The sequence below is a fragment of the Thiomicrorhabdus sp. genome, from assembly GCF_041583835.1.
Classification (GTDB): Bacteria; Pseudomonadota; Gammaproteobacteria; order Thiomicrospirales; family Thiomicrospiraceae; genus Thiomicrorhabdus.
In genome coordinates, this window is record NZ_JBFHFC010000003.1 from 13,670 (window position 1) to 38,328 (window position 24,659).

The 24,659-nt window shown below is 47.6% G+C and carries 30 protein-coding genes and 2 tRNA genes; 7 read left to right on the plus strand and 25 right to left on the minus strand.

Features of this window, described 5'->3' with window-relative positions:
• Positions 1-49: 49 nt before the first annotated feature.
• The 4 genes from ABY044_RS02340 to ABY044_RS02355 all read right to left on the minus strand — a co-directional run bounded on the left by ABY044_RS02340 (position 50) and on the right by ABY044_RS02355 (position 3,473).
• Positions 50-1,312 (minus strand): dicarboxylate/amino acid:cation symporter, encoded by a 1,263-nt coding sequence (locus tag ABY044_RS02340; RefSeq protein WP_373017761.1) that lies wholly within the window; start codon positions 1,310-1,312, stop codon positions 50-52.
• Positions 1,313-1,394: 82 nt separating this feature from the next.
• Positions 1,395-1,691 carry a rhodanese-like domain-containing protein gene (locus ABY044_RS02345; protein WP_373017763.1) on the minus strand — a complete coding sequence of 99 codons (297 nt, stop codon included), beginning with the start codon at positions 1,689-1,691 and terminating at the stop codon, positions 1,395-1,397.
• A 60-nt stretch (positions 1,692-1,751) separates the two neighbouring features.
• Positions 1,752-2,249 carry a phosphatidylglycerophosphatase A gene (locus ABY044_RS02350; protein ID WP_373017765.1) on the minus strand — a complete coding sequence of 166 codons (498 nt, stop codon included), beginning with the start codon at positions 2,247-2,249 and terminating at the stop codon, positions 1,752-1,754.
• Between the two features lie 15 nt (positions 2,250-2,264).
• On the minus strand, positions 2,265-3,473 hold the full coding sequence (locus ABY044_RS02355) for an argininosuccinate synthase (protein WP_373017767.1): 1,209 nt from the start codon (positions 3,471-3,473) through the stop codon (positions 2,265-2,267).
• Between the two features lie 84 nt (positions 3,474-3,557).
• On the opposite strand from ABY044_RS02355, the gene asd reads away from it, so the two are divergent.
• Both asd and ABY044_RS02365 read left to right on the plus strand, forming a co-directional pair.
• Positions 3,558-4,460, plus strand: a complete 903-nt coding sequence (gene asd / locus ABY044_RS02360; protein WP_373017769.1) for an archaetidylserine decarboxylase — start codon at positions 3,558-3,560, stop codon at positions 4,458-4,460.
• A 2-nt stretch (positions 4,461-4,462) separates the two neighbouring features.
• Positions 4,463-4,801 carry a P-II family nitrogen regulator gene (locus tag ABY044_RS02365; protein ID WP_373017771.1) on the plus strand — a complete coding sequence of 113 codons (339 nt, stop codon included), beginning with the start codon at positions 4,463-4,465 and terminating at the stop codon, positions 4,799-4,801.
• Positions 4,802-4,900: 99 nt separating this feature from the next.
• Here the strand turns inward: ABY044_RS02365 and ABY044_RS02370 are convergent, their stop codons facing one another.
• The 4 genes from ABY044_RS02370 to ABY044_RS02385 all read right to left on the minus strand — a co-directional run bounded on the left by ABY044_RS02370 (position 4,901) and on the right by ABY044_RS02385 (position 9,016).
• Positions 4,901-7,396 (minus strand): Lon protease family protein, encoded by a 2,496-nt coding sequence (locus tag ABY044_RS02370; protein ID WP_373017773.1) that lies wholly within the window; start codon positions 7,394-7,396, stop codon positions 4,901-4,903.
• 272 nt (positions 7,397-7,668) lie between these two features.
• On the minus strand, positions 7,669-8,256 hold the full coding sequence (locus tag ABY044_RS02375; protein WP_373017775.1) for a hypothetical protein: 588 nt from the start codon (positions 8,254-8,256) through the stop codon (positions 7,669-7,671).
• Between the two features lie 47 nt (positions 8,257-8,303).
• Positions 8,304-8,570 carry a DUF211 domain-containing protein gene (locus ABY044_RS02380; RefSeq protein ID WP_373017777.1) on the minus strand — a complete coding sequence of 89 codons (267 nt, stop codon included), beginning with the start codon at positions 8,568-8,570 and terminating at the stop codon, positions 8,304-8,306.
• Between the two features lie 17 nt (positions 8,571-8,587).
• On the minus strand, positions 8,588-9,016 hold the full coding sequence (locus ABY044_RS02385) for a hypothetical protein (protein ID WP_373017780.1): 429 nt from the start codon (positions 9,014-9,016) through the stop codon (positions 8,588-8,590).
• Between the two features lie 231 nt (positions 9,017-9,247).
• Here ABY044_RS02385 and ABY044_RS02390 point away from each other — a divergent pair, with 231 nt between their 5' ends.
• The 3 genes from ABY044_RS02390 (at position 9,248) to ABY044_RS02400 (ending at position 10,516) form a co-directional block, all read left to right on the plus strand.
• Entirely contained in the window at positions 9,248-9,604 is a 357-nt protein-coding gene (locus ABY044_RS02390) for a hypothetical protein (protein ID WP_373017782.1), read from the plus strand.
• A gap of 14 nt (positions 9,605-9,618) precedes the next feature.
• Positions 9,619-9,864, plus strand: coding sequence for a hypothetical protein (locus tag ABY044_RS02395; RefSeq protein WP_373017784.1), 246 nt, complete (start codon positions 9,619-9,621; stop codon positions 9,862-9,864).
• Positions 9,865-9,928: 64 nt separating this feature from the next.
• Positions 9,929-10,516: an NAD(P)H-dependent oxidoreductase gene (locus ABY044_RS02400; protein WP_373017786.1), complete on the plus strand. Its 588-nt coding sequence runs from the start codon at positions 9,929-9,931 to the stop codon at positions 10,514-10,516.
• 1 nt (position 10,517) lies between these two features.
• On the opposite strand, the gene ABY044_RS02405 is transcribed toward ABY044_RS02400, so the two are convergent.
• Genes ABY044_RS02405 through ABY044_RS02425 form a run of 5 tightly spaced genes read right to left on the minus strand, consistent with a single transcriptional unit; the run spans position 10,518 to position 14,755 of the window.
• Entirely contained in the window at positions 10,518-11,306 is a 789-nt protein-coding gene (locus ABY044_RS02405; protein WP_373017789.1) for a hypothetical protein, read from the minus strand.
• A 27-nt stretch (positions 11,307-11,333) separates the two neighbouring features.
• Complete coding sequence (gene ntrC, locus ABY044_RS02410; protein WP_373017791.1) at positions 11,334-12,767, minus strand: nitrogen regulation protein NR(I); 1,434 nt, start codon at positions 12,765-12,767, stop codon at positions 11,334-11,336.
• Positions 12,768-12,771: 4 nt separating this feature from the next.
• Positions 12,772-13,830, minus strand: coding sequence for a nitrogen regulation protein NR(II) (gene glnL / locus ABY044_RS02415; RefSeq protein WP_373017793.1), 1,059 nt, complete (start codon positions 13,828-13,830; stop codon positions 12,772-12,774).
• On the minus strand, positions 13,827-14,495 hold the full coding sequence (locus ABY044_RS02420; protein ID WP_373017795.1) for a metal-dependent transcriptional regulator: 669 nt from the start codon (positions 14,493-14,495) through the stop codon (positions 13,827-13,829). Before ABY044_RS02420 ends, glnL begins: the two co-directional genes overlap by 4 nt.
• Positions 14,496-14,500: 5 nt before the next feature.
• Positions 14,501-14,755, minus strand: coding sequence for a hypothetical protein (locus ABY044_RS02425; protein ID WP_373017797.1), 255 nt, complete (start codon positions 14,753-14,755; stop codon positions 14,501-14,503).
• Positions 14,756-14,853: 98 nt separating this feature from the next.
• Between ABY044_RS02425 and ABY044_RS02430 the strand changes: the two genes are divergently transcribed.
• Positions 14,854-15,624, plus strand: a complete 771-nt coding sequence (locus tag ABY044_RS02430) for a hypothetical protein (RefSeq protein ID WP_373017799.1) — start codon at positions 14,854-14,856, stop codon at positions 15,622-15,624.
• A 96-nt stretch (positions 15,625-15,720) separates the two neighbouring features.
• Positions 15,721-16,065, plus strand: a complete 345-nt coding sequence (locus tag ABY044_RS02435) for a hypothetical protein (protein WP_373017801.1) — start codon at positions 15,721-15,723, stop codon at positions 16,063-16,065.
• 83 nt (positions 16,066-16,148) lie between these two features.
• Here ABY044_RS02435 and ABY044_RS02440 read toward each other — a convergent pair.
• From ABY044_RS02440 to ruvC, 12 genes are all read right to left on the minus strand, one after another.
• Positions 16,149-16,224 (minus strand) — tRNA-Lys (locus ABY044_RS02440).
• Between the two features lie 115 nt (positions 16,225-16,339).
• Positions 16,340-16,415, minus strand: a tRNA-Lys gene (locus ABY044_RS02445).
• A 99-nt stretch (positions 16,416-16,514) separates the two neighbouring features.
• The gene (gene queC, locus ABY044_RS02450) at positions 16,515-17,195 is read right to left on the minus strand and encodes a 7-cyano-7-deazaguanine synthase QueC (RefSeq protein ID WP_373017802.1); all 681 of its coding nucleotides are present in this window, start codon (positions 17,193-17,195) and stop codon (positions 16,515-16,517) included.
• 37 nt (positions 17,196-17,232) lie between these two features.
• The gene (gene ybgF, locus ABY044_RS02455) at positions 17,233-18,027 is read right to left on the minus strand and encodes a tol-pal system protein YbgF (RefSeq protein WP_373017804.1); all 795 of its coding nucleotides are present in this window, start codon (positions 18,025-18,027) and stop codon (positions 17,233-17,235) included.
• A 34-nt stretch (positions 18,028-18,061) separates the two neighbouring features.
• Complete coding sequence (pal, locus tag ABY044_RS02460; RefSeq protein ID WP_373017806.1) at positions 18,062-18,646, minus strand: peptidoglycan-associated lipoprotein Pal; 585 nt, start codon at positions 18,644-18,646, stop codon at positions 18,062-18,064.
• A gap of 54 nt (positions 18,647-18,700) precedes the next feature.
• Positions 18,701-20,035 (minus strand): Tol-Pal system beta propeller repeat protein TolB, encoded by a 1,335-nt coding sequence (gene tolB, locus ABY044_RS02465; RefSeq protein WP_373017808.1) that lies wholly within the window; start codon positions 20,033-20,035, stop codon positions 18,701-18,703.
• 31 nt (positions 20,036-20,066) lie between these two features.
• Complete coding sequence (gene tolA, locus ABY044_RS02470) at positions 20,067-21,110, minus strand: cell envelope integrity protein TolA (protein ID WP_373017810.1); 1,044 nt, start codon at positions 21,108-21,110, stop codon at positions 20,067-20,069.
• The gene (locus ABY044_RS02475) at positions 21,107-21,574 is read right to left on the minus strand and encodes an ExbD/TolR family protein (RefSeq protein ID WP_373017812.1); all 468 of its coding nucleotides are present in this window, start codon (positions 21,572-21,574) and stop codon (positions 21,107-21,109) included. The genes tolA and ABY044_RS02475 overlap by 4 nt, the downstream gene beginning before the upstream one ends.
• 16 nt (positions 21,575-21,590) lie before the next feature.
• Complete coding sequence (gene tolQ, locus ABY044_RS02480; RefSeq protein ID WP_373017813.1) at positions 21,591-22,301, minus strand: protein TolQ; 711 nt, start codon at positions 22,299-22,301, stop codon at positions 21,591-21,593.
• A 3-nt stretch (positions 22,302-22,304) separates the two neighbouring features.
• Positions 22,305-23,318: a Holliday junction branch migration DNA helicase RuvB gene (gene ruvB / locus ABY044_RS02485; RefSeq protein WP_373017815.1), complete on the minus strand. Its 1,014-nt coding sequence runs from the start codon at positions 23,316-23,318 to the stop codon at positions 22,305-22,307.
• Complete coding sequence (ruvA, locus tag ABY044_RS02490; protein WP_373017817.1) at positions 23,319-23,945, minus strand: Holliday junction branch migration protein RuvA; 627 nt, start codon at positions 23,943-23,945, stop codon at positions 23,319-23,321.
• 10 nt (positions 23,946-23,955) lie between these two features.
• Complete coding sequence (gene ruvC, locus ABY044_RS02495; protein WP_373018052.1) at positions 23,956-24,465, minus strand: crossover junction endodeoxyribonuclease RuvC; 510 nt, start codon at positions 24,463-24,465, stop codon at positions 23,956-23,958.
• Between the last annotated feature and the right edge of the window lie 194 nt (positions 24,466-24,659).

The following is a 24,659-nucleotide window of genomic DNA, read 5'->3' on the forward strand; positions in this document are numbered from 1 at the left end:
CTTCCCTAAAAACCAAACAGGCCGGCTTAAAGTAGACGGCCCTCAAAAACTAAAAGTTTTTTGAAACCAAAACGTCTTTCTCGCCTTCGGATTTGGCGATTACCACCGCACCCACCGAGTCACTGAAAATATTTACCGCGGTGCGCATCATATCCAGCAAACGGTCGACGACTAACAACAGCCCAATCGCTTCAGCAGGCAATCCGACCGCCACCAAAATAATACTGATCGCCACCAGACTGGCCGAAGGAATACCTGCCACCCCGATGGAAGTCGTCAGGGCAATCACGACAATCAACAATTGCGTCCCAAAATCCAAAGGCACGCCGAACAGCTGTGCAATAAATACCGCTGCCACGCACTCATACAATGCCGTACCGTCCATGTTTACCGTTGCTCCCAACGGCAACACAAAACTGGTGATTCGGTTGGAAACACCGGCGCGATTTTCCAAAGAACTCATAGAGACCGGCAAGGTCGATGAAGAAGAACTGGTCGAAAATGCGGTCAACAGAGCCGGAGCCATGGCCTGAAAATGCAGCCAAGGATTCTTGACACCGCCGACAAAACGAAGGATCAGCGGCATCACCACCAACAGATGAACACCCAATGCCAACACCACCGTCATAAAGAACAGCGCTAAATTGCCGAACTGGTCAAATCCGGTTTTAGCCACCGAAGCGGCAACCAGACCGAACACCCCCAAAGGGGCAAACTTCATGATCCATCCGGTCATCAACATCATGACGTCGAATACGCCCTGCCAGAAATTCATTAGAGTTTCACGCGGCCCGCCTTGAATTTTTGTCATGAAAAAGCCGAACAACAGACTGAAGAAAATCAATCCCAGCATTTGTCCCTGAGCCGCAGCATTGACGATATTGGTCGGAATCATTCGTAAAAACACTTCCACCACGTCTCCGGCCGACTTACCTTCAACCGCCTGGGAAACTTGCGCATTTGCTTCAATGACCGGCGGCGGATTATCCGAAACACCCGGTTGAATCACATTGACCAAAACCAATCCGACCATAATCGCAATAAAACTGGTGGCCACGTAGTAGCTCAAGGTTTTTCCGCCCAAGCGCCCGAAGCCGCCTTGAGTACCGACGTTACCGATTCCGGTAATGATGGCCGACATCACCAACGGCACGACAATCATCTTCAACGCATTCAAAAACAAAGTTCCGATAAAGGTATACACCGCTAACCAATGCACCCCCATAATCGTTCCTTCGGTACCTGTATAACTCCCCATCACCGTAGCCAACAGTAACGCGATTAAAATTTGCCAATGCAAAGCCAGCTTCATGTCGTCTTACCCTTCATTCAAAAACCGATGTACCAATACAAAAAAAGCGCCATAGGCGCTTTCAAACAATATTAAATTGTGACTAGATATCCGGACACTGATTCCATGCCATGAACGAGCCAAGGTTATAAACCTCGTCAAAGTTCTGCGATACTAAAATCTGCATGGCCATGTGCGAACGCTGTCCTGAACGACAGAATACGATTACCGGCAAATCCTTATCCAAAATGCTCTCACCAACACGATCGATATCCTGTAAAGGAATATTAATCGCACCAGGCAACTTGCTCATTGCAAATTCTTCTGGAGTACGAACGTCCACTAATTGTGCTTTTTTTTCTTTAATTAGACGCTTAGCGTCATCGCAAGGAATAAACATCTCTTATTCTAACTCCCAAATACACTCATTTAACATGCGGACAATATTACAGTAGACCGTTTAAAACAACCAATTGAAACTGATTGTTGATGCCCAAATAAATCCTATGGCAACCACTGCGGCTAGCACATCGTCCAGCATAATTCCAAACCCGCCCGATACCGAACGATCCGCCCAACTAATCGGCCAGGGCTTGGCAATATCAAAAATTCTAAACGCTACAAAAGCGAACAGCCAATACCAGCCATTCTGTTCCGGAAGACACAACAAAACCAACCAAATCCCGACAAACTCATCCCAAACGATTCCGCCGTGATCATGCACGCCGAGAATCTTGGAAGCTCGATCGCAGATCCAGATTCCGGCGACCGTCGAGATCGCCAGAATCGTCCAAGCCAGTGTTTCGCTCCAAACCAAAATAGGCAAGAACAACAACAAACCTAATAAGGTTCCGAATGTTCCCGGACCCTTAGAAGCAAGACCAGAGCCAAAACCAAAACCCAGCAATAATGCTGGGCTTTGAATCAACTCTTTGAAAGTTGGCGTGGATTGTGCCATAACTTTAAAAAAAGTTTATGAACGTTTTTTTGCAGCGGTTCTTAAACGCAGTGCATTCAGCTTGATAAAGCCTTCTGCGTCCTTATGATTGTATGCGCCGCCGTCTTCTTCGAAGGTCGCAATCGCTTCGTCGAACAAGCTGTTTTCGGATGTACGACCAACCACAACAACGTTACCTTTATACAATTTAACGCGAACATTGCCGGAAACATTGGCTTGAGACTTGTCGATCAAAGCCTGCAACATTTCCCTTTCTGGTGCAAACCAGAACCCGTTATAGATCATTTCAGCATAACGAGGCATCAATTCATCTTTCAAATGCGCCGCGTTACGATCCAAAGTCAAAGACTCCATCGCACGGTGCGCTTTCAACATAATAGTTCCCGCAGGCGTTTCGTAACATCCGCGCGCTTTCATACCGACAAAACGGTTCTCAACAATATCGTCGCGTCCGATACCGTTCGCACCGCCGACTTTGTTCAAATATTCCATGACGGTTGCCGGAGACATCTTCTCGCCGTTAATCGCAACAATATCGCCTTTCTCGAACTCGATATCCAAGTAAGTCGGCTCGTCCGGAGCGTTTTCAGGTGAAACCGTCCACAACCACATATCTTCTTCCGGCTCGTTGGCAGGATCTTCGATAATGCCGCCTTCGTAAGAGATATGAAGAAGGTTCGCATCCATTGAATATGGCGACTTCTTACCTTTTTTCTTTTCAATAGAGATGTTGTGTTCATCTGCATACGCCATCAGCTTTTCACGTGAAAGCAAATCCCACTCACGCCAAGGTGCGATGACCTTAACATCCGGCATCAACGCATAAGCGTTCAACTCGAAACGTACCTGGTCGTTCCCTTTACCGGTTGCACCGTGAGAGATGGCATCCGCACCGGTCTCTCTTGCGATTTCAACCAAACGCTTAGAAATTAACGGACGTGCGATTGAAGTACCCAAACGGTATTCACCTTCATAAATCGCGTTTGCGCGCATCATTGGGAAAACGAAATCACGCGCGAACTCTTCACGCAAGTCTTCGATGTAGATCTCTTTGATCCCCATCGCTTCAGCTTTGGCACGGGCAGGTTCAACTTCTTCACCCTGACCGATATCAGCCGTAAATGTCACCACTTCGCACTGATATTCTTCTTGCAGCCACTTCGCAATAATGGATGTATCCAGACCACCGGAATAAGCTAAAACAACTTTTTTGATTTCGGACATAATTGTTTTCCTCAATAGATTCTATTATTTGCGCGAATTATACATTAAAATCCATCCTTTAGATCAATTAAAAGAACGCCAAACATGAAGTTATTCGACTTTTTCAAGGTCGCTCCACAGTACCTTATTCCCAAACATTTTCTCTCGCAGGCAATGCATTGGTTTATGCAAGTCGAAACCCCTTGGATAAAAAACAACACCATCAAGCTGCTCACTAAAATCTACAAAATCGATGTCAGCGAAGCACTTGAAGAAGACATCAACGCCTATCCTCACTTCAATGCATTTTTTACCCGCGCCTTGAAGCCGGACGTTCGTCCGGTCGATTACAGCTCCGACGTTTGGGTCAGTCCGGTTGACGGACTGATCAGCCAGTCCACTCCAATCGACGGCAATCGTATTATTCAAGCTAAATGCCACGACTATACCGTGGAAGCGTTAGTGGGCGGCGACATTGAATACGCAAAACAATTTCAGAACGGCGAAGCAGCGGTCATCTACCTATCGCCTAAAGATTACCACCGCATTCACATGCCGACCGATGCCAAACTGCTGTCTATGACGTACGTACCGGGCGACCTGTTCGCGGTTAACCCGGCCACGGTCCGAAACATAGACGGTCTGTTCGCGCGCAACGAGCGTGTGGTGATCCGTTTCGAGAACGAACACGGACCTTTCTGTATGATTTTGGTCGGTGCGATTTTTGTAGGCAGCATGGAAACCGTCTGGCAAGGTAAAATCACGCCGGAATACGAACCGGTTCTGCGCCATTGGGATTACAGCGATCAAAATTTGAACTTTGAAAAAGCGGATGAAATTGGACGCTTTAATATGGGCTCAACCGTGGTATTATTAACCCCAAATGGCCAATTGCCGGAACTTGGACAAATTCGCCAAAACACTCCTATTAAATTAGGAGAAAAAATTGCAAGCTATCCCAAAAAACCAATAACAGACACTGACTACGATTATTCAACTGAGGAATAAATATGAAACAGATTACTGCCATTATCAAACCGTTTAAATTGGACGATGTACGTGATGCTCTACATGAAATCGGCATCCACGGTATGACGGTTACTGAAGTCAAAGGTTACGGCCGTCAGAAAGGACACACTGAAATGTACCGTGGTGCAGAGTACGTGGTTGACTTCCTACCTAAATTGAAACTTGAAATTGCAGTGTCTGCGTCGATTGTAGAATCCGCAGTAGAAGCGATTATCAACGCGGCTCAAACGGGTAAAATTGGTGACGGTAAAATCTTCGTGACAAGCATTGAACAGACAATCCGTATCCGTACGGGTGAAACAGGTGAAGAAGCGCTATAAGTTCGTAGCACAATACTTCAACTGTATTCAAACGCCGCTTTATTGCGGCGTTTTTATTTCCGGGCCATTTCCCCTATCAGGCAAATAGGATTGACTCCCTTAACTTTTTGATTTATCGGGTTTCGGCGATTTCGATTTACGAACCTTTCCCGTTTTTTTCTCCTGTCCGTTTACCGATTTTTTGGATTCGGAAAACTGCTCGCGTAATTCGGTCAACTTACGGATTTGCCGTTCGATCATCCCATTCAGGCTTTCTTTCGGATACTCTCCGTTTTCATCGGCCACACCAATTTCCAAGCCGGTCAATAACGCCATGACTTCATCAATCGCGGTCACGCTATAAACCGTAAACTTGCCGTTTTCCACGGCTTCAACCACCGACGCTTTCAACATAAGATGCTTAACGTTCGACGCCGGTATGATTACACCCTGCTCACCCGTCAGACCGCGAGCTTCGCAGATATCGAAAAACCCCTCGATCTTTTCGTTAACGCCGCCGATTGCTTGAATCTCACCATGCTGATTGACCGATCCGGTGACCGCCAGACTCTGTTTCAACGGCACATCCGCCAAAGCGGAAAGCAAGGCACAGAGTTCGGCTGCAGAAGCGCTGTCGCCCTCGATCATGCCGTAAGACTGTTCGAACACGAGACTGGCGGACAGGGCTAAAGGACGTTCCTTAGCATAACGGTAAGCCAGATAAGACGACAGTATCATCACCCCCTTAGAATGAATCGCACCGCCCAATTCCACTTCCCGTTCGATATCGATCACCTTTCCACTTCCCAGGCGAGCGGTCGCCGTAATTCTGGAAGGTCGGCCAAACGAATAATCGTCCAACTGAATCACACTCAGACCGTTCACCTGTGCAACCGCCTCGCCACTGGTATTCACCAGATAGGTTCCACGCAAAATCTCTTCCTGAATCCGTTCGCGAATCTGGTCCATGCGATAAAGCCGGGTGTCGATCACTTTCTGGACGTCATCCCGGGTAATGTATTCACGGTCGGACTCTTTCGCCCAATAATCGGATTCTTTCAACAAATCGGACAGATGCCCCATGTGCAGCGAAACCTTTTCGGAATCCTGTGCCAAACGTGACGAGTGTTCGATGATCCGTTCCACCGCGCCCTTTTCCAAAGGCAACAAATCGTTCTGCTTTTGCAAAGCGGCGATCATACGCGCATACAGTTCCATCGATGTATCGTCACGGTCCATATCTTCGGCGAAATCGACCGCCACTTTAAACAACAGGTCAAATTCGGGATCGTACTGTTTCAAAAGGTAATACAGCAGACGGCTTCCGCTCAACACCACTTTGACGTCCACCGGAATCGGTTCCGGCTGCAAAGACGTGGTGCTCGCCAAACTTAACACCTGCTCCAACGATTCAATCTTAATTTCCCGCGAACGCAAAATCCGTTTCAAACCGTCCCAAGCGTAAAGGGAAGACAACACTTTGCGTGCGTCCAGCACCAGATATCCGCCGTTAGCCAAATGCAGAGCACCGGGCTTAATCAAAGAGAAATCGGTAATTAACGTTCCGAACTGGGCGATGTGTTCAATCCGTCCGATGAGATTCTGATAGGTCGGGTTATCCTCGAAAATAACCGGCGCACCTTCGGTTTTAGCGTTATCCACCAGCACATTCACCTCATAACCGGTAAACTCGGGCGGCAATTTATTCGAAGTCTGACCGCTGGCTTTCTTTTCGGCACCGAATTTTCGGAACAGCTCGACATTATCGATAATGTCCTGCTTCGCGTTCTGCATGAACGTCTTCACGTCGTCCAATTCCGCATAATCCGTTTGCAGATCGTCCGCGTAATGCGTGACCGTCAACTGGGTGATTTCGCGATTAAGATCCTTAACCTTATCCCGTGTCTCTTTCTGCCACACCGGAATCTTTAGAAGCAACTGTTTCAAATCATCCTGCATCTCTTCCACCACTCGGGTGATGATCTGCTTTTCTTCTTCCGGAAGCTTTTCGAATTCTTCCGGCAACATGGCTTTACCGTCTTTATTCTTAGGTCCTAAATTCCAGCCGGTCGAGGTGCGAACCATAATAATGTTATTGCGTTCGGCCTTGGCCGCAATCTCTTCCAACGCCTGATCTTCACGCCGAACGTATTCGTCGTGAAGTGCCTGAAAAGCCGTGTGATATTCGTCGCTTTCGAACGCCGCCGGAATCGCGGCCAGAATATCGATCACAAACTGCTGCATATCCTGCTGCAACTTGCGGCCGACGCCTTTGGGCAATTTAAGAACAAGCGGTTTATGCGGGTGTTCGAAATTATTAACGTAACACCAGTCGAACGGGGCTTCGGCTTGCTTGGATTCCTCTTCGAGCAATTCTTTAACCGTGGTGTGCTTCCCCAAACCGGTGGAACCGAGAACAAACAGGTTATACCCTTCGTGCTTGATATCGACACCGAATTTCAGCGCTTCCATCGCACGGGATTGACCGATGTGTTCCGTAATTTCCTCAAGCTCGTCCGTCGTGGTAAACGCCAGGTTTGAAAGACTGCAGGCATGGTACAAATCGTCTTGAGCGACGCTATATGATTGATTATTTCCAGCCTTGATTTCTTTCATAACACCTCGATTCCCTTCAACGTCGTAAGATGATCGATACGAAACCAGATAAAGTCCCGTACGGTTTATTTCAAATAATATAGATACAATTTAACGCCGTTTAACCACCATGTAAACAAGGGTATAAAAGACATTGAAAAACTATTTGCCTGAAATCATAAAATACCAAGAAAGGTTCTAAAAATAGAATAAAGATTAAACGTAACAAGAAAACCTGACAGGCTCTTCCAGATCGTTATAAAAAGAGTTTCAAACGATTGATCAGACCGAACTCACAAAGCGCTGTCGATAAACAAAACGGCCGCAACGGTAACAATCGCAATCAATAACGTTCTTAGCCCCGACCATAACCAAAAAGTCTGGCTGATTTTGCCTAGAAACACGCCCAAAACAAAAATACAGACCATTGCTATGGCAATTGAACCCAGAAACGGTGAAAACGGCCAAGCTTGAAACCATTTGGCCGCAAAAAGAGGCGTCAAAATCAGAAGCGATAGAATAAACGGAGAAAAACCGTTCACCAACGCCACCAGAACGGGAAGATAACGGCTGGCTTCGCCGTAATCACTCTGCTTGAGATCCGTCACTAGCGCTTTTTCCAGATCGCGAAGTTCCTTTTCGCGTTCGGCCTTTTCACTCAAATAAGCACTGCTAATACCGCTGATAAACAAAGCGATCGTCGCCCCTAAGCACGCACTTAAGGCCACGGACAGATCGGTCATACCGCTAATGTAAAACCCCGTCACCATCCCCAGAATAGTCAAAGCGCCGTCGAAACCGTTGGTGACCATATAACGCCGGGCGATGCTTCTCGCCCGTAACAGATGCAACATCAAATGGGGTTTATTGGTGGCATTCATAAGATAGGAATTCCGTCGAATTCATAATGGATTGAAAAACAAATCGATCAGACCTGTTCGGAACCGATTACTTCCACTTCATCAATACTGTGGATAGAGCCGCCCATCTTTTCAATGGCTGCCGCCAAATCCTCAAAGCGGATATTACTTCCTTCAATCGTAATAACCGTGGTTTCCGTTTTCTCGTCCACCTCGGTCACATCCAAATTCACCCAATAGTCAGATGACAAATCCGCCAACGTCGAAGCAAACGCAATCGCGTTAGGCTGATGGGGTTTGAGTACATCCAGTACCAATCTGCGGATTGTGGCCATGTTTAATCCTCAATAATTTATGACTTTTGATCCCATCCAACAACATAATCGTCATCTAATGTGATTCGAAGTCCATACCTATTCCCACCTTGATGATTGTATTTCCATACTTCTTTTTTCTTAGTTTTTAAAATCTTTTGGTCAATATCACTTGGCTGACCGATCGAATCCAACAATTGTTGACTCGTTTGTCCTTGCCAAAATTTTTGAGCCATTAAGTTTTCAACTAATTCATCATCCTGATATTTATTTTTTAAATATTCTTTACGCTTTTTGATTTGAATAGACTTAAACCATATGTAGAAACCTATCCCCAGAGCTACCAATAAAGCCAACACACCCCACCCAATAGACTCACCTAACTTCATCATTATAAGCACAGGCAACGCAATAACAACTAGCCAAAATATGGCTTGAACTTCAGCTTTATTCATTCGTTTTGCCATTGATCCCCCTTCTCCAACTATTAGTCCAAGCCTACAAAAGATAAGATTCTTTTGAAGAATAAAAAACTGAAATATAACCTTACTTTTTAAGATATTACACGTATTAAACTCTAATAAAAACCATTCAATCTAAATTTCAAACTGCATATTCCATTTTTCTAGCAGTACCTCCTATGAATGGTTATGATAAACCTGCGGTAAAACCAACCCACCACCGACAAGTGAGCTGACATGCATAAAGCACGTGAATTGATTGCGGAAATCAAGCAACTCGAAGCCGAGTTACTTCAAGAGCTCCAGAAGCAGGAAGATAAATTCCTCTATAAAACCGAAAACCACAAAGTGGTCTTCGACGAAGCCGCTTTAAAAAAGCACAAACAACAGGCGAGCAATCTCTTCGCCTATCTGGCCGAAGTGCCTATCCTGAATTTCATCACTTTCCCGGTCATATGGTTCGGTATTTTTCCGGCCTTGTTCATGGACTTGGTGGTGAGCATTTATCAATCGATCTGCTTTCGGGTCTACGGCATCCCACGGGTTAAACGCAGCGACTACATCGTGATCGACCGCCACAATTACGTTACCTGAATTTCATCGAGCGTATGAACTGTGTCTATTGCGGTTATTTCAACGGTCTGGTGGCGTACGCACAGGAAGTCTCTGGACGTACGGAACAGTATTGGTGTCCGATCAAACACGCCACAAAGATCAAAAGTATGCATAATCATTACCATAAGTTTGTGGAATTCGGTGATTACGAGGATTACCAAAACAAGCTTCTACAAATCCGCAAGGACTATGAAGAATTGAAATCGGAATCCGAAAAAACCGAGCACAACGCAACTTAAGTATTGAGCTTCAACGTCACTCCAAAGCGAGTGAATCGATTTCTTCATCCAAAGGAGAATAAATATGAGCAAGCGCATTCTTATCATTCAAGGTCATCCTGACCCTCAAAAAAACCATTACGGCAATGCTTTGGCCGATGCCTACATTAAAGGGGCTCAGGCCGGCGGCCATGAAGTCGAGTTAGTGTCAGTGGCGGATTTGGAGTTTCCGTTTTTACGAACGGACAAAGATTTCAACGATGGCGAAGCGCCCGAATCAATCCGGAAAGTACAGGATAAAATCAGCGCGGCGGATCATCTGGTTCTGTTCTATCCGCTCTGGATGGGGACTATGCCCGCTCTGCTAAAAGCTTTTATAGAACAGACATTGCGCCCCGGCTTTGCATTCTCTTACGAAGGCATCAACGGCTGGCCAAGAAAACTACTCAAAGGCAAAAGTGCTCGCGTCGTCATCACCATGGGCATGCCGGGATTCATTTACCGCTGGTTTTATTGCGCACACAGTTTGAAGAACTTAAAACGTAACATATTGGCGGCTTCCGGAATTTCGCCGGTGAGACACACGCTTGTCGGAATGGTGGAAGGGATGAGCAAAACCCAACGTAAAAAATGGCTGAATAAACTTGAGGATTTGGGGAAAAACGGGGGCTAATTCAAAGAATGGAAACACCCACTTGATGCGTCTGACTGTAATTCCGAGAAGCCTCGCCTAACGGCATGACCTGCCAATCCCAAACTTTCTGGGTGTCCGGTTTATGCACTTCCCACCAGGGATCAAACTCTTTGATTAACTGGCCGCTGCGATCGAGACGTCGAACCCAGCGGTCGGCAATCAAACAGACTGCGGCATTATCTTGTTGTCTCTCGCTAAACAGCTGAAGATAATGCAGATGCGAAGCCATCAGCATTTGCCCCAAGCTATCTGCTTCGGCGTCATCGAGATCGTAGCGTGTCTGCAACCACTTGACGGGCATCAACGGCAACTGGGTAAGCAAATTGAGAGAAACCACCAAATCGATTTCCGGATCATCCAACCAGGCTTTAGGAATGGAAACATCGGGCTTGCCGTGATATATGGCATCCAATGATTCGGTTACATCGTGTTCGATCAACTGTACATTTGGATAAGAAGCCGCCTGACGGCGGGCATTCGGAAGGAAAAGCAAGTCTACCAACAATACCTGCTGAAATTGCCGGCTAAGCGCTTGTAACGGAATGTCTTGTAAAGTACCGGCACCGAAAATCAGTGCCTTGCGTTTATGTTCGCACACCTCGGCGGTTTCCAGAATGGCATCCCGGCAGGCTTGGTAATGCGGCTGCCACGAGTCGTGGCAGCGCTGCGCTCTCGAAGCCATGGCAATCGATTCTTTCAAGAACCGCATCGGTTTGACGTATGGCAAAACCGTCGGGGTTCGAAGATATTGCCAGATTTCCCAGATCACAACCGGTTTCGAGCAGCCCGGAACGGACTAATCGTCCAGACCAAGGGCTTGGGTTTTGCGTGTTAGGGTATTTCTACCCCACCCCAGCAAAACCGCCGCTTTCTGACGATGATTGTGGCTGGCTTTCAACGCCTCTTCAATCAACACTTTTTCAAAAATCGGTTCGGCTTCAGTATGAACACCCTCTTTACCGGATACCAAAAACGCTTCCGCCCAGCGGCGTAACGGTGTTTCCCAATCGTCGCCGCTATCGTCCGACGATTTGAATTCGCTTGGATTTCTCAAGTCGAGCGGTAAGTCTTCCATGTGAACGGTTTTATCCGGCGCCATGATCGTCAACCAGGTACATAGACTGCGCAACTGACGGACGTTACCCGGCCACGGAAGACTGCTCAAGAAACGCTCCACGTCTTTGCTTAAATGTTTTTCTTCCAAGCCGAGTGCTTTCGATTCTTTATCAAGATAGAAACGCAGCAACAGCGGAATATCTTCGCGACGCTCACGCAAGGCCGGCACCTTGATACGAATGATATTCAGGCGGTACAGCAAATCTTCACGGAAGCTGCCTTCACGTACCAGCTGTTCCATGTTCTGATGCGTCGCCGCTACGATACGCACATCGGTTTTGATCGGATTCTTACCACCGACACGATAGAAACTGCCGTCGTTCAATACACGCAACAGACGGGTTTGAAGATCGACCGGCATATCCCCGATTTCGTCCAAAAACAAGGTTCCGCCATTGGCCTGCTCAAAACGCCCGATACGCTGAGAATGTGCGCCGGTGAAAGCGCCTTTCTCATGACCGAACAATTCGGATTCCAATAGTTCGCGCGGAATCGCCGCCGTGTTAAGAGCGACAAACGGATGTTCGGCACGCGGACTGAGTTCATGCAACGCTTGCGCGACCAACTCTTTACCGGTACCGGTCTCACCGTTGATCAGCACGGTAACATCCAATTGCGAAACGCGACCGAGTACGCGGAACACTTCCTGCATTGCCGGAGCAACCCCGATGATGTTCAAAGGTTGCTTGTCATGCGAACGTTTACGGCGGCTCTTTTGAACGCCACCCGACATTTTACGTTTGATTGCGCGCTCAACCAGCGCCATCGCTTCATCGATATCAAACGGTTTCGGTAAATATTCAAATGCCTTGCTTTGATAAGATTTAACCGCGGTATCCAAGTCGGCATGCGCCGTCATGATGATGACCGGTATACTCTTGTCACGTTCATGAATGGCTTCCATAAAAGTCAAACCGTCCATATCGGGCATACGTACATCACTGACGATTACGGTCGGTGGCATATCATCGAAGGCCTGCAAGGCCATCAGCGGAGAGTCGAACGCTTTCACGACATAAGGTTTGTCTTCCAACGCAGTTTCCAATACCCAGCGAATCGAGGCATCATCATCTACAATCCAAACGACGGGCGACATTTCTTCTTCATTCTGCATTCACTTAATCCTCTGTATTTAAAGGCAAATACACGTTAAACACGGTCTTGCCCGGCTCACTTTCCGCCACAATCAAACCGCCATGCTGACGCAAAACGCTTTGTGCAACAGGAAGTCCAAGGCCTGTACCTTCTTTTTTACTGCTCACCATCGGGTAAAAAATCGAATCGAACACTTCTTCGGGAATCCCTTCCCCTTCATCCATAATGCTGATGACCGCAACCAACGGAAAGGTTTTGGTTCCCAAAGTGAACTTACGCTCGACTCGGGTTTTAATCGTTAAAATGCCGCCATGTTTTTCCATGGCCTGAATGGCGTTTTTAACCAAATTCAATATGGCTTGAACCATCGCTTCAAAGTCGATATTCACTTCCGGGATACTCGGGTCGTAATCCAACTTGATGTACACGTTGCCCGGCTTCTCGCCTTCGATAATCTGCAAGACGTAGCGAATCAATTCATGAATGTTATGCGGCTCTTTTTCCGCGGTCTGCTTCGGCCCAAGCATACGATCCACTAAATTCTTCAAGCGGGAAACCTCCTTGGAAATAATATCCAAGAAAGCCTGTTCCTTATCCTTTGGCGAATAACGCCTTTGCAACAACTGCGCCGCACCCAGTATCCCCGCCAAAGGGTTCTTCACTTCATGTGCTAAGGTTCTGACCAACAAGTTTCCGGCTTCGTACTGATGCCAGCGCTCGTCTTCTTCGACGATTCGGTGATGACGTTCGGTATTGAAAATCTCCATCAACCAACCTTTTTCGTCGTTAACTTCATAAGGGGCGAGCGTACAACTGACACGCACTTTGGTGAAGTCCGGCAAAATCAATGCATACTCGTGGATGGTCAACTTCTGTTCGTCCGCCTTATGCACGTCCTCCACCAAATCCGGCAAGATCGCCGACCAATGCACACCGACGATTCGGCTGGTACTGGTCTGAAACAGCTCCCCGGCGGCAATGTTCATATAGCCGATGGTCTCGTCGCTACGAATCCATACTACTGCCGTGGTCAAACCTTCCAGCAAGTCTTGAAACGTCTGTCTTTTACTCATGTCTGTCATGTTGATGAGCTCACCATTAATGCCATAGCCAATCGATAATCGATGGCATGAAATTTATTTCCTTTAAGTTCGATCAATAAAGGGCCGTTTAAAGGCGCGATATTGTCTATCGACACCGAAACCCCTGTGGTTAATCCGATCGAGGCCAAATAACGAAGTTCTTCCGGGCTGCGGTTTTTAATTCTTCTAACCTCTACCCATTGATGCAATGGAATCTCGGTCAAAGGCACCCAATCGTGCTGCTCCACTTCCCCTTCCGGAGAAGGAATCGGCGAACCATGCGGATCATGCGTCGGATAACCTAGATCTTCCCACATACGATTCACCAGCTTATCCGAAATCGAGTGTTCAACCACTTCCGCTTCGGCATCCACCTCGTCCCAGGAATATCCCAAGCGCTCCACCAGATACAATTCCAGAATCCGGTGTTTGCGCACCATATTCAAAGCGATTTTTCGTCCCGCTTCGGTTAGGCTAACACCATAATAAGGCGCATATTCGATAAACTCCCGCTCAGCCAGTTTTTTCAACATATTGGACACCGAAGCCTGTGAAATCCCTAAGCGATCGGCAATCGCCGAAGTCTGAACACCCTTTTCTTCCGGGGTCTTACCTTCCAGCTTATAAATGATTTTAAGATAGTCTTCTAATGCTTTAGAGGCCATGAGTCTTAGTTGGACCCCGTCATCATTTCGCGAATCACGTCCGCTTCCGGGAAAGCAAAAATATAAAGTATGACAAACAGCGCCAAAAAGACAAAACGCCCGATTCCCTGAAACTTAAGAACGGGATGGCACAATACCGCAAAAGCCAATGCCGACACCACGCCGCCGATGGAACCGACCGTTCCCGCAAGCATCGCCATCAAGGCACCAAAGGCCATGCCGTAATAGTGCCATGTAAATTTTGCTTTTTGCTGATTCACTGATAATATCCTGTGCTATCGATTTGAATGCTATTTTATCAATAAATCACCATGAAATTTCCATTTTGGTGCAAAAAAACAAAAAAGAGGTCAAACAGATGAAAGATCCTATCATAGTGATTGGTTTAGGCGAGCTAGGCAGCGTATTTGCAAGAGGGTTTCTTAAAACCGGACACCCCGTCTATCCAGTGACCCGCGACATGGACATCCTTTCTACCGCCAACGCTTACCCGACCCCAAAAGCGGTCTTGATCGCCGTTGGCGAAGCCGACATTCATACCGTACTCAACAACTGTCCCGAAACCTGGAAAGACAAACTGATTCTGCTGCAAAATGAATTGCTACCACGCGACTGGCAAGCTGCCGACATATCGAACCCAACCGTCATTTCCGTGTGGTTCGAAAAGAAAAAAGGCATGGACAGCAAAGTCGTATTGCCTTCTCCGATTTACGGCCCGAACGCCCGTTTGGTCTTTGACGCCCTGGCCAGCCTGGACATTCCAAGCTACCTGGTTGATAGCGAAGAAGAATTGGCTTATGAGTTAGTGCGCAAGAACCTCTATATCCTGACCACCAATATCGCCGGTTTGGAAGTCGGAGGAAATGTTGAAGCGTTGATGAACCAGCATACAAGTGTCATGCAGGTTGTCGCCAACGACGTATTGGATATTCAGGACTGGCTAACCGGACAACAAAACGACCGTGAACGTTTGATGCAAGGTTTGATCGAAGCCATTAACGGTGACCTTGAACACGGCTGTATGGGACGCTCCGCTCCGGCTCGCCTGACGCGCGCACTAGGATTCGCCGACGAAGCAGGCCTGGAAGTATTCGGCTTAAGAGAGATCGCTTCAAAGCACCTGAAATAAACTGATATCCAGCTGCATATCAAAAATGCCTGTCCGGTAACGACTCCGAAACCGGGCAGCTCCGTCCACTCCCTATACTTAAGGAGAATAGACGAGATGTACGAAAATATTAAAACCCCTCCAATCTCAAGCAAACGATTCCGTCTGAGATTGTATCTTCACCTTACCGTCGCTTTTCTGATCATTCTCGTTTCCCTGGCAATCGGAATCATCGGCCATATTTACTTCGACGACATGCAGATCGCACAAGCCACCATGGCATCCACAACGATCCTCAGCAGCTTGGGAATCGCTCTGTTTCCCGAAAGTTGGGGAGGCCAAATTTTTGCAAGCTTCTATGCGATGTATGCGGATTATGTGTATTTTGCAGTCAGCGGCGTGATTTTCGCTCCTATCGTACACCGTTTCTTCCACAAGTTTCACTGGGTGGAAGGCGACTAACTCCGTATAGAAATTTCGATATTTTTTGAGAGACAGAAAGCAAAAAACCCCATGTAGCAGTGCTGCATGGGGTTTTTTAATAATGGTGGGTCGTGAGCGATTCGAACGCTCGACCAATTGGTTAAAAGCCAACTGCTCTACCGGCTGAGCTAACGACCCGAACAAGTTTTCAAAGTTGTATAGTTACAACTCAATCTCACAACTGCCGGTAAATCAAGCTGCGAGAAAATCGCCTGACGATTGTCAATTCAATCAAATCAGGCAATCCAGAATATGGTGGGTCGTGAGCGATTCGAACGCTCGACCAATTGGTTAAAAGCCAACTGCTCTACCGGCTGAGCTAACGACCCGTTTCGGAATGGAGCGTATTATACAAGGCTGACCGATCTGTGCAAGCCTTTTTGAGGACTTTTTACAGTTTTTTTACAGACCCGCCGAATTTCAAGAACTTAGACCTGATAACGTGTCGGATCTTCGATCCCCGCATCCTCAAAGCCTTGCTTTCTAAGACGGCAAGAATCGCAAACGCCGCAGGCACGACCTTGATCGTCGGCTTGATAACAGGAAACCGTCAAGCTGTAATCAACCCCCAGTTCCGTTCCGGCCTGAATAATCTGTGCCTTAGTCAAATCGATCAACGGTGTCTGCACATGAAGCTTCTCGCCCTCAACACCGATTTTAGTCGCTAAATTAGCCATTTTTTCGAAGGCTTCGATAAATTCCGGACGGCAATCCGGATACCCTGAATAATCCACGGCATTAACACCGATGAAAATATCGTTGGAACGCAATACTTCCGCCAATGCCAACGCGTAAGATAAAAATACCGTATTGCGAGCCGGAACATAAGTTACCGGAATCTGGTCGGCTTCCACACCCGAAACCGGAACTTCGATCGAACTGTCGGTCAATGCCGAACCGCCAATCTGGGTCATATCCACTTGTACAACACGATGCGACTTAGCGTTCTGTTGTGCAGACAAAGCCTTTGCGAAGTCTAGCTCGGCACGATGACGTTGACCGTAATCGAAACTGATGGTGTGGCATTCATAGCCCTGTGAAGAGGCAATTGCGAGGACGGTTGCGGAATCCAATCCACCCGAAAGTAAGATGACGGCTTTTTTTTGCATTATTCGATACTTGTTTTACTGTTTTTATAAAAATTGATTACGGATTGATACGCTTTTCGGCGTTCTTTGCAGCGCGGGTATCCGGATAGTCTTTGATCAACTGCTGATACAGCTTGTTTGCCTCGGCCGTTTTTTTCAAATTCGTCAAACTGTCACCGGCGCGCAACATTGCATCCGGTTTTTTACCGGAATCGGGATACTGCTCAATAATTCGCTCGAAAGAAACCAGTGCCTGATCGTAATTCTTAAGAATCAAATAGCCTTCTCCCGCCCAGTAACTTGCGTTGCTTGCCAAACTGCTGTCCGGAGATTTTTTGATAAACGCTTCAAATGCCTTGATGGATTCTTGGTAGTTGGCCGCTCGCATCAGGGCAAACGCCTTCTGGTATTCGGCATTTTCTTCCGCCGTAGCCGGATGAACGATAATCGCTTGAACACCCGAGGCTTTGGATTCCGTCGACGCTACCGGTACTGTCGCAGTTCCAGCACCACCCACCGCGGCAACCGGAGCCGTCATACTAGGCACAACTGCACTCTGCTTCAATTGCGCTTCCAGCTGACTGATACGTTGATCGGTTTCGGCATATCGCTGCTTAGCCTGATCCAGAAACATTCTCTGATCGCGCTTCAAGCGATCAATGGTATCGTGCAATCCCTGAATTTCTCGCTCTTGCTGCGCCAAACGCTGACTTAGCTGCAACAACACCGGATTATCGGCCATGCGTTCAAGGCGTTGGATACGCTCTTCTATCGAACCAACCGGAGCCGCACTGACAAAAGAAGCGGACAACAACAAGGAACTGGCTATCGCAATTTGAAATCTCTTTTTCATTATTCAACTCGCCTTTGATTGATACGTGAATCGATTAATGGATTTTAATTTCTACGCGGCGGTTTTTAACCCATGCCTGCTCATCATGCTCCAGTGCTTCCGGCTGTTCCTCACCGAAGCTAATCACTTCGATTCGGCTGGATTGCACACCGAACAACATCATCACCTGAGCAACCGACTTCGCACGACGTTCACCCAACGCCAAGTTGTATTCCGGCGTTCCTCTTTCATCGGTATGACCGACAAGACTGACGTTTTTGGTTGGGTTATCCACTAAAACCTGAGCATAATGTTTCACTAATTCGGTATTTTCGTCGCTCAAATTTGCCTGGTCATAACCGAAATAGACAATCGGCTGATAAGCAGCCGCGCCATCGATCGAAGCGCCATCACCGAGGTTACTGCCCTCAATACCTTTCTCCAACTCAACCCCTTGAATTTCAACACCCAAATCCAAGTCTTCACCATTCTGACCGGCGCCTTTGCCGCCAGCGCCTTCCAATGCCAATGGATCAAGATCGGTATTATTGGAACGGTCGATATCATCCGAAGGCGTACTGCTACATGCGGTCAACCCTACTAACAAAGCCATAGTGAAAAGTGTTTTTAAATGCGTCATCCAATGTATCCTTTGTTGCTATTTGAGAACAGTCCGTTTTATCCGTTCCTAGAATTATCGACTTAAGAATGGCCCCCAAGCCGGCTCTCTAACCTGACCGTCGCGCACACTCAAAGTTTGCGACGTATTGCCGTCTAACGAAACCACCGCCAGTTTACCTTTATCGCCCTGGTTCATCGCATACAGAATCATTTCACCATTCGGCGAAAAGGTCGGCGATTCATCCAAAAATGTATTGGTTAAGATATTAAACTGATTTGTTACCAAATCAAGCAAACCGATGTGGAATCCGCCCTGCCCGTGAACCACCGCTAAATAACGGCCATCCGGAGAGATTTCGGGGTTAGCGTTATAAGAGCCTTCGTAGGTCACACGCTGCACTTCTCCGCTATCCATAAACACTTGAAACACTTGCGGCTTACCGCGACGGTCGGAGTTAAAATACAACGAACGTCCATCGGCCGCCCAAACCGCTTCGGTCTCGATCGACCAGTTACGGGTCATGCGCTGCAACTTACGGGTATTCAAATCCATCACGTAAATATCCGCACTGCCGTCCTTCGATAAAGTCATCGCCATTTTGCTGCCGTCCGGAGACCAGGCAGGCGCTCCGTTGATGCCTTTGAAACTGGCAACCGTTTCACGATACTTGCCGTCCAGACTTTGGACAATGATGTACGAACGCCCTTTTTCAAACGAAACATAAGCCAGCTTCTTACCGTCCGGCGACCAGGCAGGCGACATGATCGGCTGCGGCGATCTCAAAATCGGCTGCGGGTTATAACCGTCGGCATCGGCCACTTCCAGAGTATAACGACGTTTTCCGTTCTCGTTCTTTAAGGTAACGTAAGCGATCTGTGTATTGAACGCTCCGCGAATCCCGGTCAACTCCTTATAGATCAAGTCACTCATAATGTGAGCGATCTGACGAAGTTGCTTACCGGGAATGTTACTCCAACGCTTGCCGATGACTTGGGTTTTACGCAATACGTCTAAAAAACGCATCTCGATCTGATAACGATCATTTCCCTGATCAGTGACTTTACCGATAAGAAGATTGTCGACATCCAGGTTACGCCACTGGTCATAATCCACCTCTTCCGGAAAACTTGGCTGCGCCGGCATTAAGGAAGGAGAAACCGGCTTAAACTTACCGCTGCGTCTCAGGTCCTGACGAATCACTTCCGAAATATCCACCGGCACCTGTTGCGCCTGGCCTTTCCAGACAAGCGGAACGATTGCGATCGGTAACGCATTTTCGTAACTTTCATTGATTTCGATGGTCAATTGCGCTTTGGCCGACATTGGCATAATAACCAAACCGAAGACCAATAAGCTTGCCCAAAACGAAGAACTCAATAAACGCGAATCTTTTAGAACTCTTAACATAATCTTTCTCTAAACCTTTCTGGGTTTGAATTTAGGGTTTAAATACAAACTTGATATTACGTTCGAACAATTCCGGAACCGGTGGTTTCGGTAAAGGTTCTGAACGATATACCGCCTTCTCGGCCGCCTGTTTGAATTGATCGTTGGCGAACTGGTTACAGTTAACTACCTTAACACTGGTTACACGGCCACCCGGCGACTGAGTAATGTCCAGTTCGCACTGCGCTTGCTCGGAAATTTTCGCCGGAGTACGCCAGTTATCTTTTACCTTGGCGGCAATCGAAGAGATGTAGGTTTCTTTCAAAGAAAGCAACTGCTGACGTTTCTGCAGTTCGCGTTGCATCGCCTCTTCGGCAGCCATCTGCTGTTGCAGGGCCGCTTTCTGCTGTGCCTGTTCCTGCTCCAACTGAGCCTGTAAAGTTGCAGCCTGAAGTTTTTCCTTCTCCGCCGCTTTCTTCGCTATCTCCGCCTCCAAAGCCTTACGTTTAGCTTCCTCGGCTTTACGTTGAGCTTCGGCTTTGGCTATTTGTACTTTGGCTTCCTGCTTTTTCTTCTCGGCCAACAAAGCTTCTTTACGAGATTGCTCGGCTTTGGCTTTTTCAGCATCGGCACGCTTCTTCTCGGCTTCGACCCTCTGCTTTTGAATATCCGCTAAACGTCGTGCTTCGTCCGCCTTGCGTTTTTCGGCATCGGCTTTCCGCTTCTGTTGTTCCGCTATAAGCTTCGCCTTTTCGGCCTTTTCTTTTTCGAGCTCCTGCTGTTTTTTCAACTCGGCCAGCTTACGTTTCTCTTTTTCGGACTGGGCGGCCAAACGCTTCTGTTCGGTTTTTTTAGCCTCTTCTTCGGCTTTGATCATGGCAATTTTTTCTTCCACCGCCGCAGAATCGACCGCAAACGTTTTCATCGGTTGCATTTGCGTAACCGCTTGTGTCGTTTTAGGTGTCTCACCTTGCCCGCTAATCTTGATGGTTTGCGGTGTCGATTGCCACTGTACGGCCACCGCAACCACGACGCCGATATGAATCAATACAGCAAGCGCCACTGAAATCGGATGTTTTGAAATAAACTGAATCATCGGTTATCTCCCGCCTCTGGCTCGGTCATCAAGGAGACATTCTCGACGCCATTGGCTTTCAATACCGTAAACAGATGCACTACTTTACCGTAAGGTGCAGCCTGGTCGCCCTGAATATAAAACGGTTTGTTTGCATCCAGTTGCGCACGTGCTACCACTTCAGCTACCAAATCGGCCAACTCTTTATTACTCAAGACGACATTAGGCTGTTCGGAGGTCTTATACAAACCATCTCGAGTAACGGTAATCACAAACGGCGTCGGCTCGTTTGCTTGGGATTGGCTGGTTTTCTTCTGAACGATTTCGGGAGTTTTCGGCAGGTCGACACTCACCGCCTGCTGTACGATCGGCGCAGTCACCATAAAAATAATCAACAAAACCAAGGTGACGTCAATATAGGGAACCACATTGATCTCGGCCATTAAACGTTTTTTCTGTCGCTGATTTCTAAAACCGATACTCATATTAGCCACCCATTCATTATTGGGCACTGGTTGTTGAGTTTGCCGCCGGCTTGGACTCTAAACTATGCGCCTGTCTTTGCATAATCGTTAGAAAACCTTCCGCAAAGTTTTCATATTCGCCCAATAGGCGATCTACACGAGTCGTCAGGCGGTTATAGGCGATAACCGCAGGAATGGCGGCAAAGAGGCCGATTGCCGTTGCAATCAACGCTTCGGAAATCCCCGGTGCAACGGCTGACAAAGTCGCGTTCTGGACATGACCTAAAGATTGGAAAGCGTGCATAACCCCCCAAACCGTCCCGAACAAACCGATATAAGGCGCGGAGGAACCGACCGTTGCCAACATAGCCAGACGATTTTCCAACACTTCCGACTCTTTAGAGAAAGCGACTTTCATCGCGCGCTGAGTACCGGCCATTAAATCGGACGTGTGTGCGACGCCCTGCTTTCTTAGGCGTACGAACTCTCTAAAACCGGCTTCGAAAATCGACGCCATGCCTTTCGGCTTGTCATTACTTTGAACAATCTGATTGAACAACGTAGTCAATTCCTGGGTTTGCCAAAAGGTCTGTTCGAACTCTTGCGCTACCTTGCTTGCCTGACGAACTTGATGGGATTTGGCAATCGCCACCGCCCAAGCTGAAATCGACATAATCGCCAAAATCACCATTACTGCCTGTACGACAGGACTCGCCATCAACACTAAATCAATCAAATCACTATTCATTTTCTAATTACCCTTTTGCGGATAGATTCTTCCTAAATGTTCATACGCACGGCGCGTCGCCAAACGTCCCCTCGGACTTCTGACCAAAAAACCCTGTTGAACCAAAAACGGTTCAATCACGTCTTCAATCGTGCCGCGTTCTTCACCTAGCGCCGTTGCCAGGCTGTCTATGCCGACCGGCCCCCCGTCGAACTTGTCGATCAGGGTTTCCAGATAACGGCCATCCATCTTGTCCAATCCTAACGGATCGACTTCCAATAAGTTCAATGCCAAATCGGCAATCTCGGCGGTAATGATACCGTCACCTCTTACCTGTGCGTAATCGCGCACACGTCGTAACAGGCGGTTAGCAATTCGCGGCGTACCGCGAGAACGCTTGGCGATTTCATAAGCACCGCTCAATTCCGAATGCATTCCTAAAATATTGGACGAACGAGTGACGATCTGCGTCAACTCCTCGTCCGAGTAAAATTCCAAACGCTGTACCAGACCGAAACGATCGCGTAGCGGCGAGGTCAACAAACCGGCACGCGTCGTTGCACCGACCAAAGTGAAAGGCGGAATATCGATTTTAACACTTTGCGCCGCCGGTCCGTCGCCGATGACGATGTCGATCTGAAAATCTTCCATCGCCGGATAAAGCACCTCTTCGACGATCGGGCTTAAGCGGTGGATTTCATCGACAAACAAAACGTCGTGCGGTTCCAAACGTGTCAGAATCGCGGCCAAATCACCCGGCTTCTCAAGCACTGGGCCGGAAGTCTGTCTTAAGGTCACCCCCATTTCCTGAGCAATGATATTGGACAAGGTGGTTTTACCCAATCCCGGCGGACCGTACAACAGAACGTGGTCCAATTGCTCGCTGCGCATTTTGGCCGCATCCATGGACAACTGCAATTGCTCACGCACAGCCTGTTGCCCGATATATTCATGAATCTGGGTAGGACGAACCGACGGTTGCGTATAGATATCGTCTACCGTCTCTTGATTCCCTACTATACGATCGGTTTCAATCATTTAGATCTTGATCCCTTGCAAAGCGCGCTTAATCACTTCTTCCAACGACAAACTTTCGTCAAACACCGATTGCACCATCTTTTCCGCTTGCGGCGGTTTATAACCCAGAGCCATCAACGCATCACACGCAGACTGTTGAACACTACTGAACATGGTTTGAGCGGGTGCATTCGCGGCATTGGTACCCGTTGCCGGTTCGTAACCGAACAAACCGGATTCCATAATCGGTTTAAGACGGTCGCGCATTTCGATCTGCAAACGCTCGGCGGTTTTCTTGCCTACGCCGGGAATACGGGTCAAAGCGGTGACGTCAGCGGCATCGACATAAGAACAGAACTCGTTCACCGACATGGCAGACAAGATACCCAAGGCCATTTTGGCGCCCACACCGTTCACTTTTATCAGAGTTTTAAACAGGGTGCGTTCCGACTCGGAAGCAAATCCGAACAACAACATGGCGTCTTCGCGTACATGCATATGCGTCAGAATCGTCACGGTATCATTGGTATTTTCAAGCTGATAAAAAGTCGACATCGGTGCTTCCACTTCATACCCGACACCCTGAACATCCAGCACCAACATCGGCGGTTGCTTCTGAACCAAAGTGCCTCTTAAAAATCCAATCATCCATTATTCCTTAAAATTTCGTGCCCTTGGAAAGGGTTTCTGCGTCAATTCCCAACGTCATATAGCGGTCATGGCATAATGCACACGCCAACGCATCGGCAGCGTCCTCTTGCGGAGAATCGGTCAATTTCAATAGGTTTTGAACCATATACTGAACCTGAGTCTTGCCCGCATGACCTTTACCGACGATGGTACTTTTTATTTGTGTGGGAGTATATTCCATAATCGGAACGTTTTTAATGGCCGCCGCGCATAATATGACACCGCGTGCCTGCCCAAGTTTGATGGCCGAGTTTGGGTTTTTGTATACAAACACCTTCTCGATCGCCATAACGCTGGGTTGATATTGATCGATGATCTGGCAGACCGATTCAAAAATGATTTTCAATCGTTCCGCACCGGAAAACTTCTCAACCCGAATCACGCCACTTACCAAATAATTAGGATGGTAACGACCCGATTCGATCAAACCGAAACCGGTTTTACGAGAACCCGGATCAATCCCTAATACACGTTTTATGGCGCTCAAAACGAACCTCAAACTTTACTAAACCGACAGGCCTGGTTTGCGTTGATGTAACGGCAGAAATACTCTACCAAACCAACTCATCATTCTACAGATAAAATAAGTTTGAACCCACCTAATATCGAAGTAATTCCGACTGAATGCGGTTCAAATTTACTATTCGCATCTATTGCACTCGACGTTGAGCG

Excerpts from the sequence above, each read along its gene's own strand:
- ABY044_RS02475 (WP_373017812.1), bottom strand. The coding sequence starts at position 21,574 with ATGAGTATCGGTTTTAGAAATCAGCGACAGAAAAAACGTTTAATGGCC.
- tolQ (WP_373017813.1), bottom strand. The coding sequence starts at position 22,301 with ATGAATAGTGATTTGATTGATTTAGTGTTGATGGCGAGTCCTGTCGTA.
- ABY044_RS02435 (WP_373017801.1), top strand. The coding sequence starts at position 15,721 with ATGTACGAAAATATTAAAACCCCTCCAATCTCAAGCAAACGATTCCGT.
- ruvB (WP_373017815.1), bottom strand. The coding sequence starts at position 23,318 with ATGATTGAAACCGATCGTATAGTAGGGAATCAAGAGACGGTAGACGAT.
- ABY044_RS02370 (WP_373017773.1), bottom strand. The coding sequence starts at position 7,396 with ATGAAAGAAATCAAGGCTGGAAATAATCAATCATATAGCGTCGCTCAA.
- ABY044_RS02380 (WP_373017777.1), bottom strand. The coding sequence starts at position 8,570 with ATGGCCACAATCCGCAGATTGGTACTGGATGTACTCAAACCCCATCAG.
- ABY044_RS02420 (WP_373017795.1), bottom strand. The coding sequence starts at position 14,495 with ATGGCCTCTAAAGCATTAGAAGACTATCTTAAAATCATTTATAAGCTG.
- ABY044_RS02430 (WP_373017799.1), top strand. The coding sequence starts at position 14,854 with ATGAAAGATCCTATCATAGTGATTGGTTTAGGCGAGCTAGGCAGCGTA.
- glnL (WP_373017793.1), bottom strand. The coding sequence starts at position 13,830 with ATGACAGACATGAGTAAAAGACAGACGTTTCAAGACTTGCTGGAAGGT.
- pal (WP_373017806.1), bottom strand. The coding sequence starts at position 18,646 with ATGACGCATTTAAAAACACTTTTCACTATGGCTTTGTTAGTAGGGTTG.
- tolB (WP_373017808.1), bottom strand. The coding sequence starts at position 20,035 with ATGTTAAGAGTTCTAAAAGATTCGCGTTTATTGAGTTCTTCGTTTTGG.
- ABY044_RS02365 (WP_373017771.1), top strand. The coding sequence starts at position 4,463 with ATGAAACAGATTACTGCCATTATCAAACCGTTTAAATTGGACGATGTA.
- ABY044_RS02355 (WP_373017767.1), bottom strand. The coding sequence starts at position 3,473 with ATGTCCGAAATCAAAAAAGTTGTTTTAGCTTATTCCGGTGGTCTGGAT.
- ABY044_RS02390 (WP_373017782.1), top strand. The coding sequence starts at position 9,248 with ATGCATAAAGCACGTGAATTGATTGCGGAAATCAAGCAACTCGAAGCC.
- asd (WP_373017769.1), top strand. The coding sequence starts at position 3,558 with ATGAAGTTATTCGACTTTTTCAAGGTCGCTCCACAGTACCTTATTCCC.
- ABY044_RS02350 (WP_373017765.1), bottom strand. The coding sequence starts at position 2,249 with ATGGCACAATCCACGCCAACTTTCAAAGAGTTGATTCAAAGCCCAGCA.
- ABY044_RS02395 (WP_373017784.1), top strand. The coding sequence starts at position 9,619 with ATGAACTGTGTCTATTGCGGTTATTTCAACGGTCTGGTGGCGTACGCA.
- ABY044_RS02385 (WP_373017780.1), bottom strand. The coding sequence starts at position 9,016 with ATGGCAAAACGAATGAATAAAGCTGAAGTTCAAGCCATATTTTGGCTA.
- queC (WP_373017802.1), bottom strand. The coding sequence starts at position 17,195 with ATGCAAAAAAAAGCCGTCATCTTACTTTCGGGTGGATTGGATTCCGCA.
- ABY044_RS02345 (WP_373017763.1), bottom strand. The coding sequence starts at position 1,691 with ATGTTTATTCCTTGCGATGACGCTAAGCGTCTAATTAAAGAAAAAAAA.
- ruvA (WP_373017817.1), bottom strand. The coding sequence starts at position 23,945 with ATGATTGGATTTTTAAGAGGCACTTTGGTTCAGAAGCAACCGCCGATG.
- ABY044_RS02375 (WP_373017775.1), bottom strand. The coding sequence starts at position 8,256 with ATGAATGCCACCAATAAACCCCATTTGATGTTGCATCTGTTACGGGCG.
- ybgF (WP_373017804.1), bottom strand. The coding sequence starts at position 18,027 with ATGAAAAAGAGATTTCAAATTGCGATAGCCAGTTCCTTGTTGTTGTCC.
- tolA (WP_373017810.1), bottom strand. The coding sequence starts at position 21,110 with ATGATTCAGTTTATTTCAAAACATCCGATTTCAGTGGCGCTTGCTGTA.
- ABY044_RS02340 (WP_373017761.1), bottom strand. The coding sequence starts at position 1,312 with ATGAAGCTGGCTTTGCATTGGCAAATTTTAATCGCGTTACTGTTGGCT.
- ntrC (WP_373017791.1), bottom strand. The coding sequence starts at position 12,767 with ATGCAGAATGAAGAAGAAATGTCGCCCGTCGTTTGGATTGTAGATGAT.
- ABY044_RS02400 (WP_373017786.1), top strand. The coding sequence starts at position 9,929 with ATGAGCAAGCGCATTCTTATCATTCAAGGTCATCCTGACCCTCAAAAA.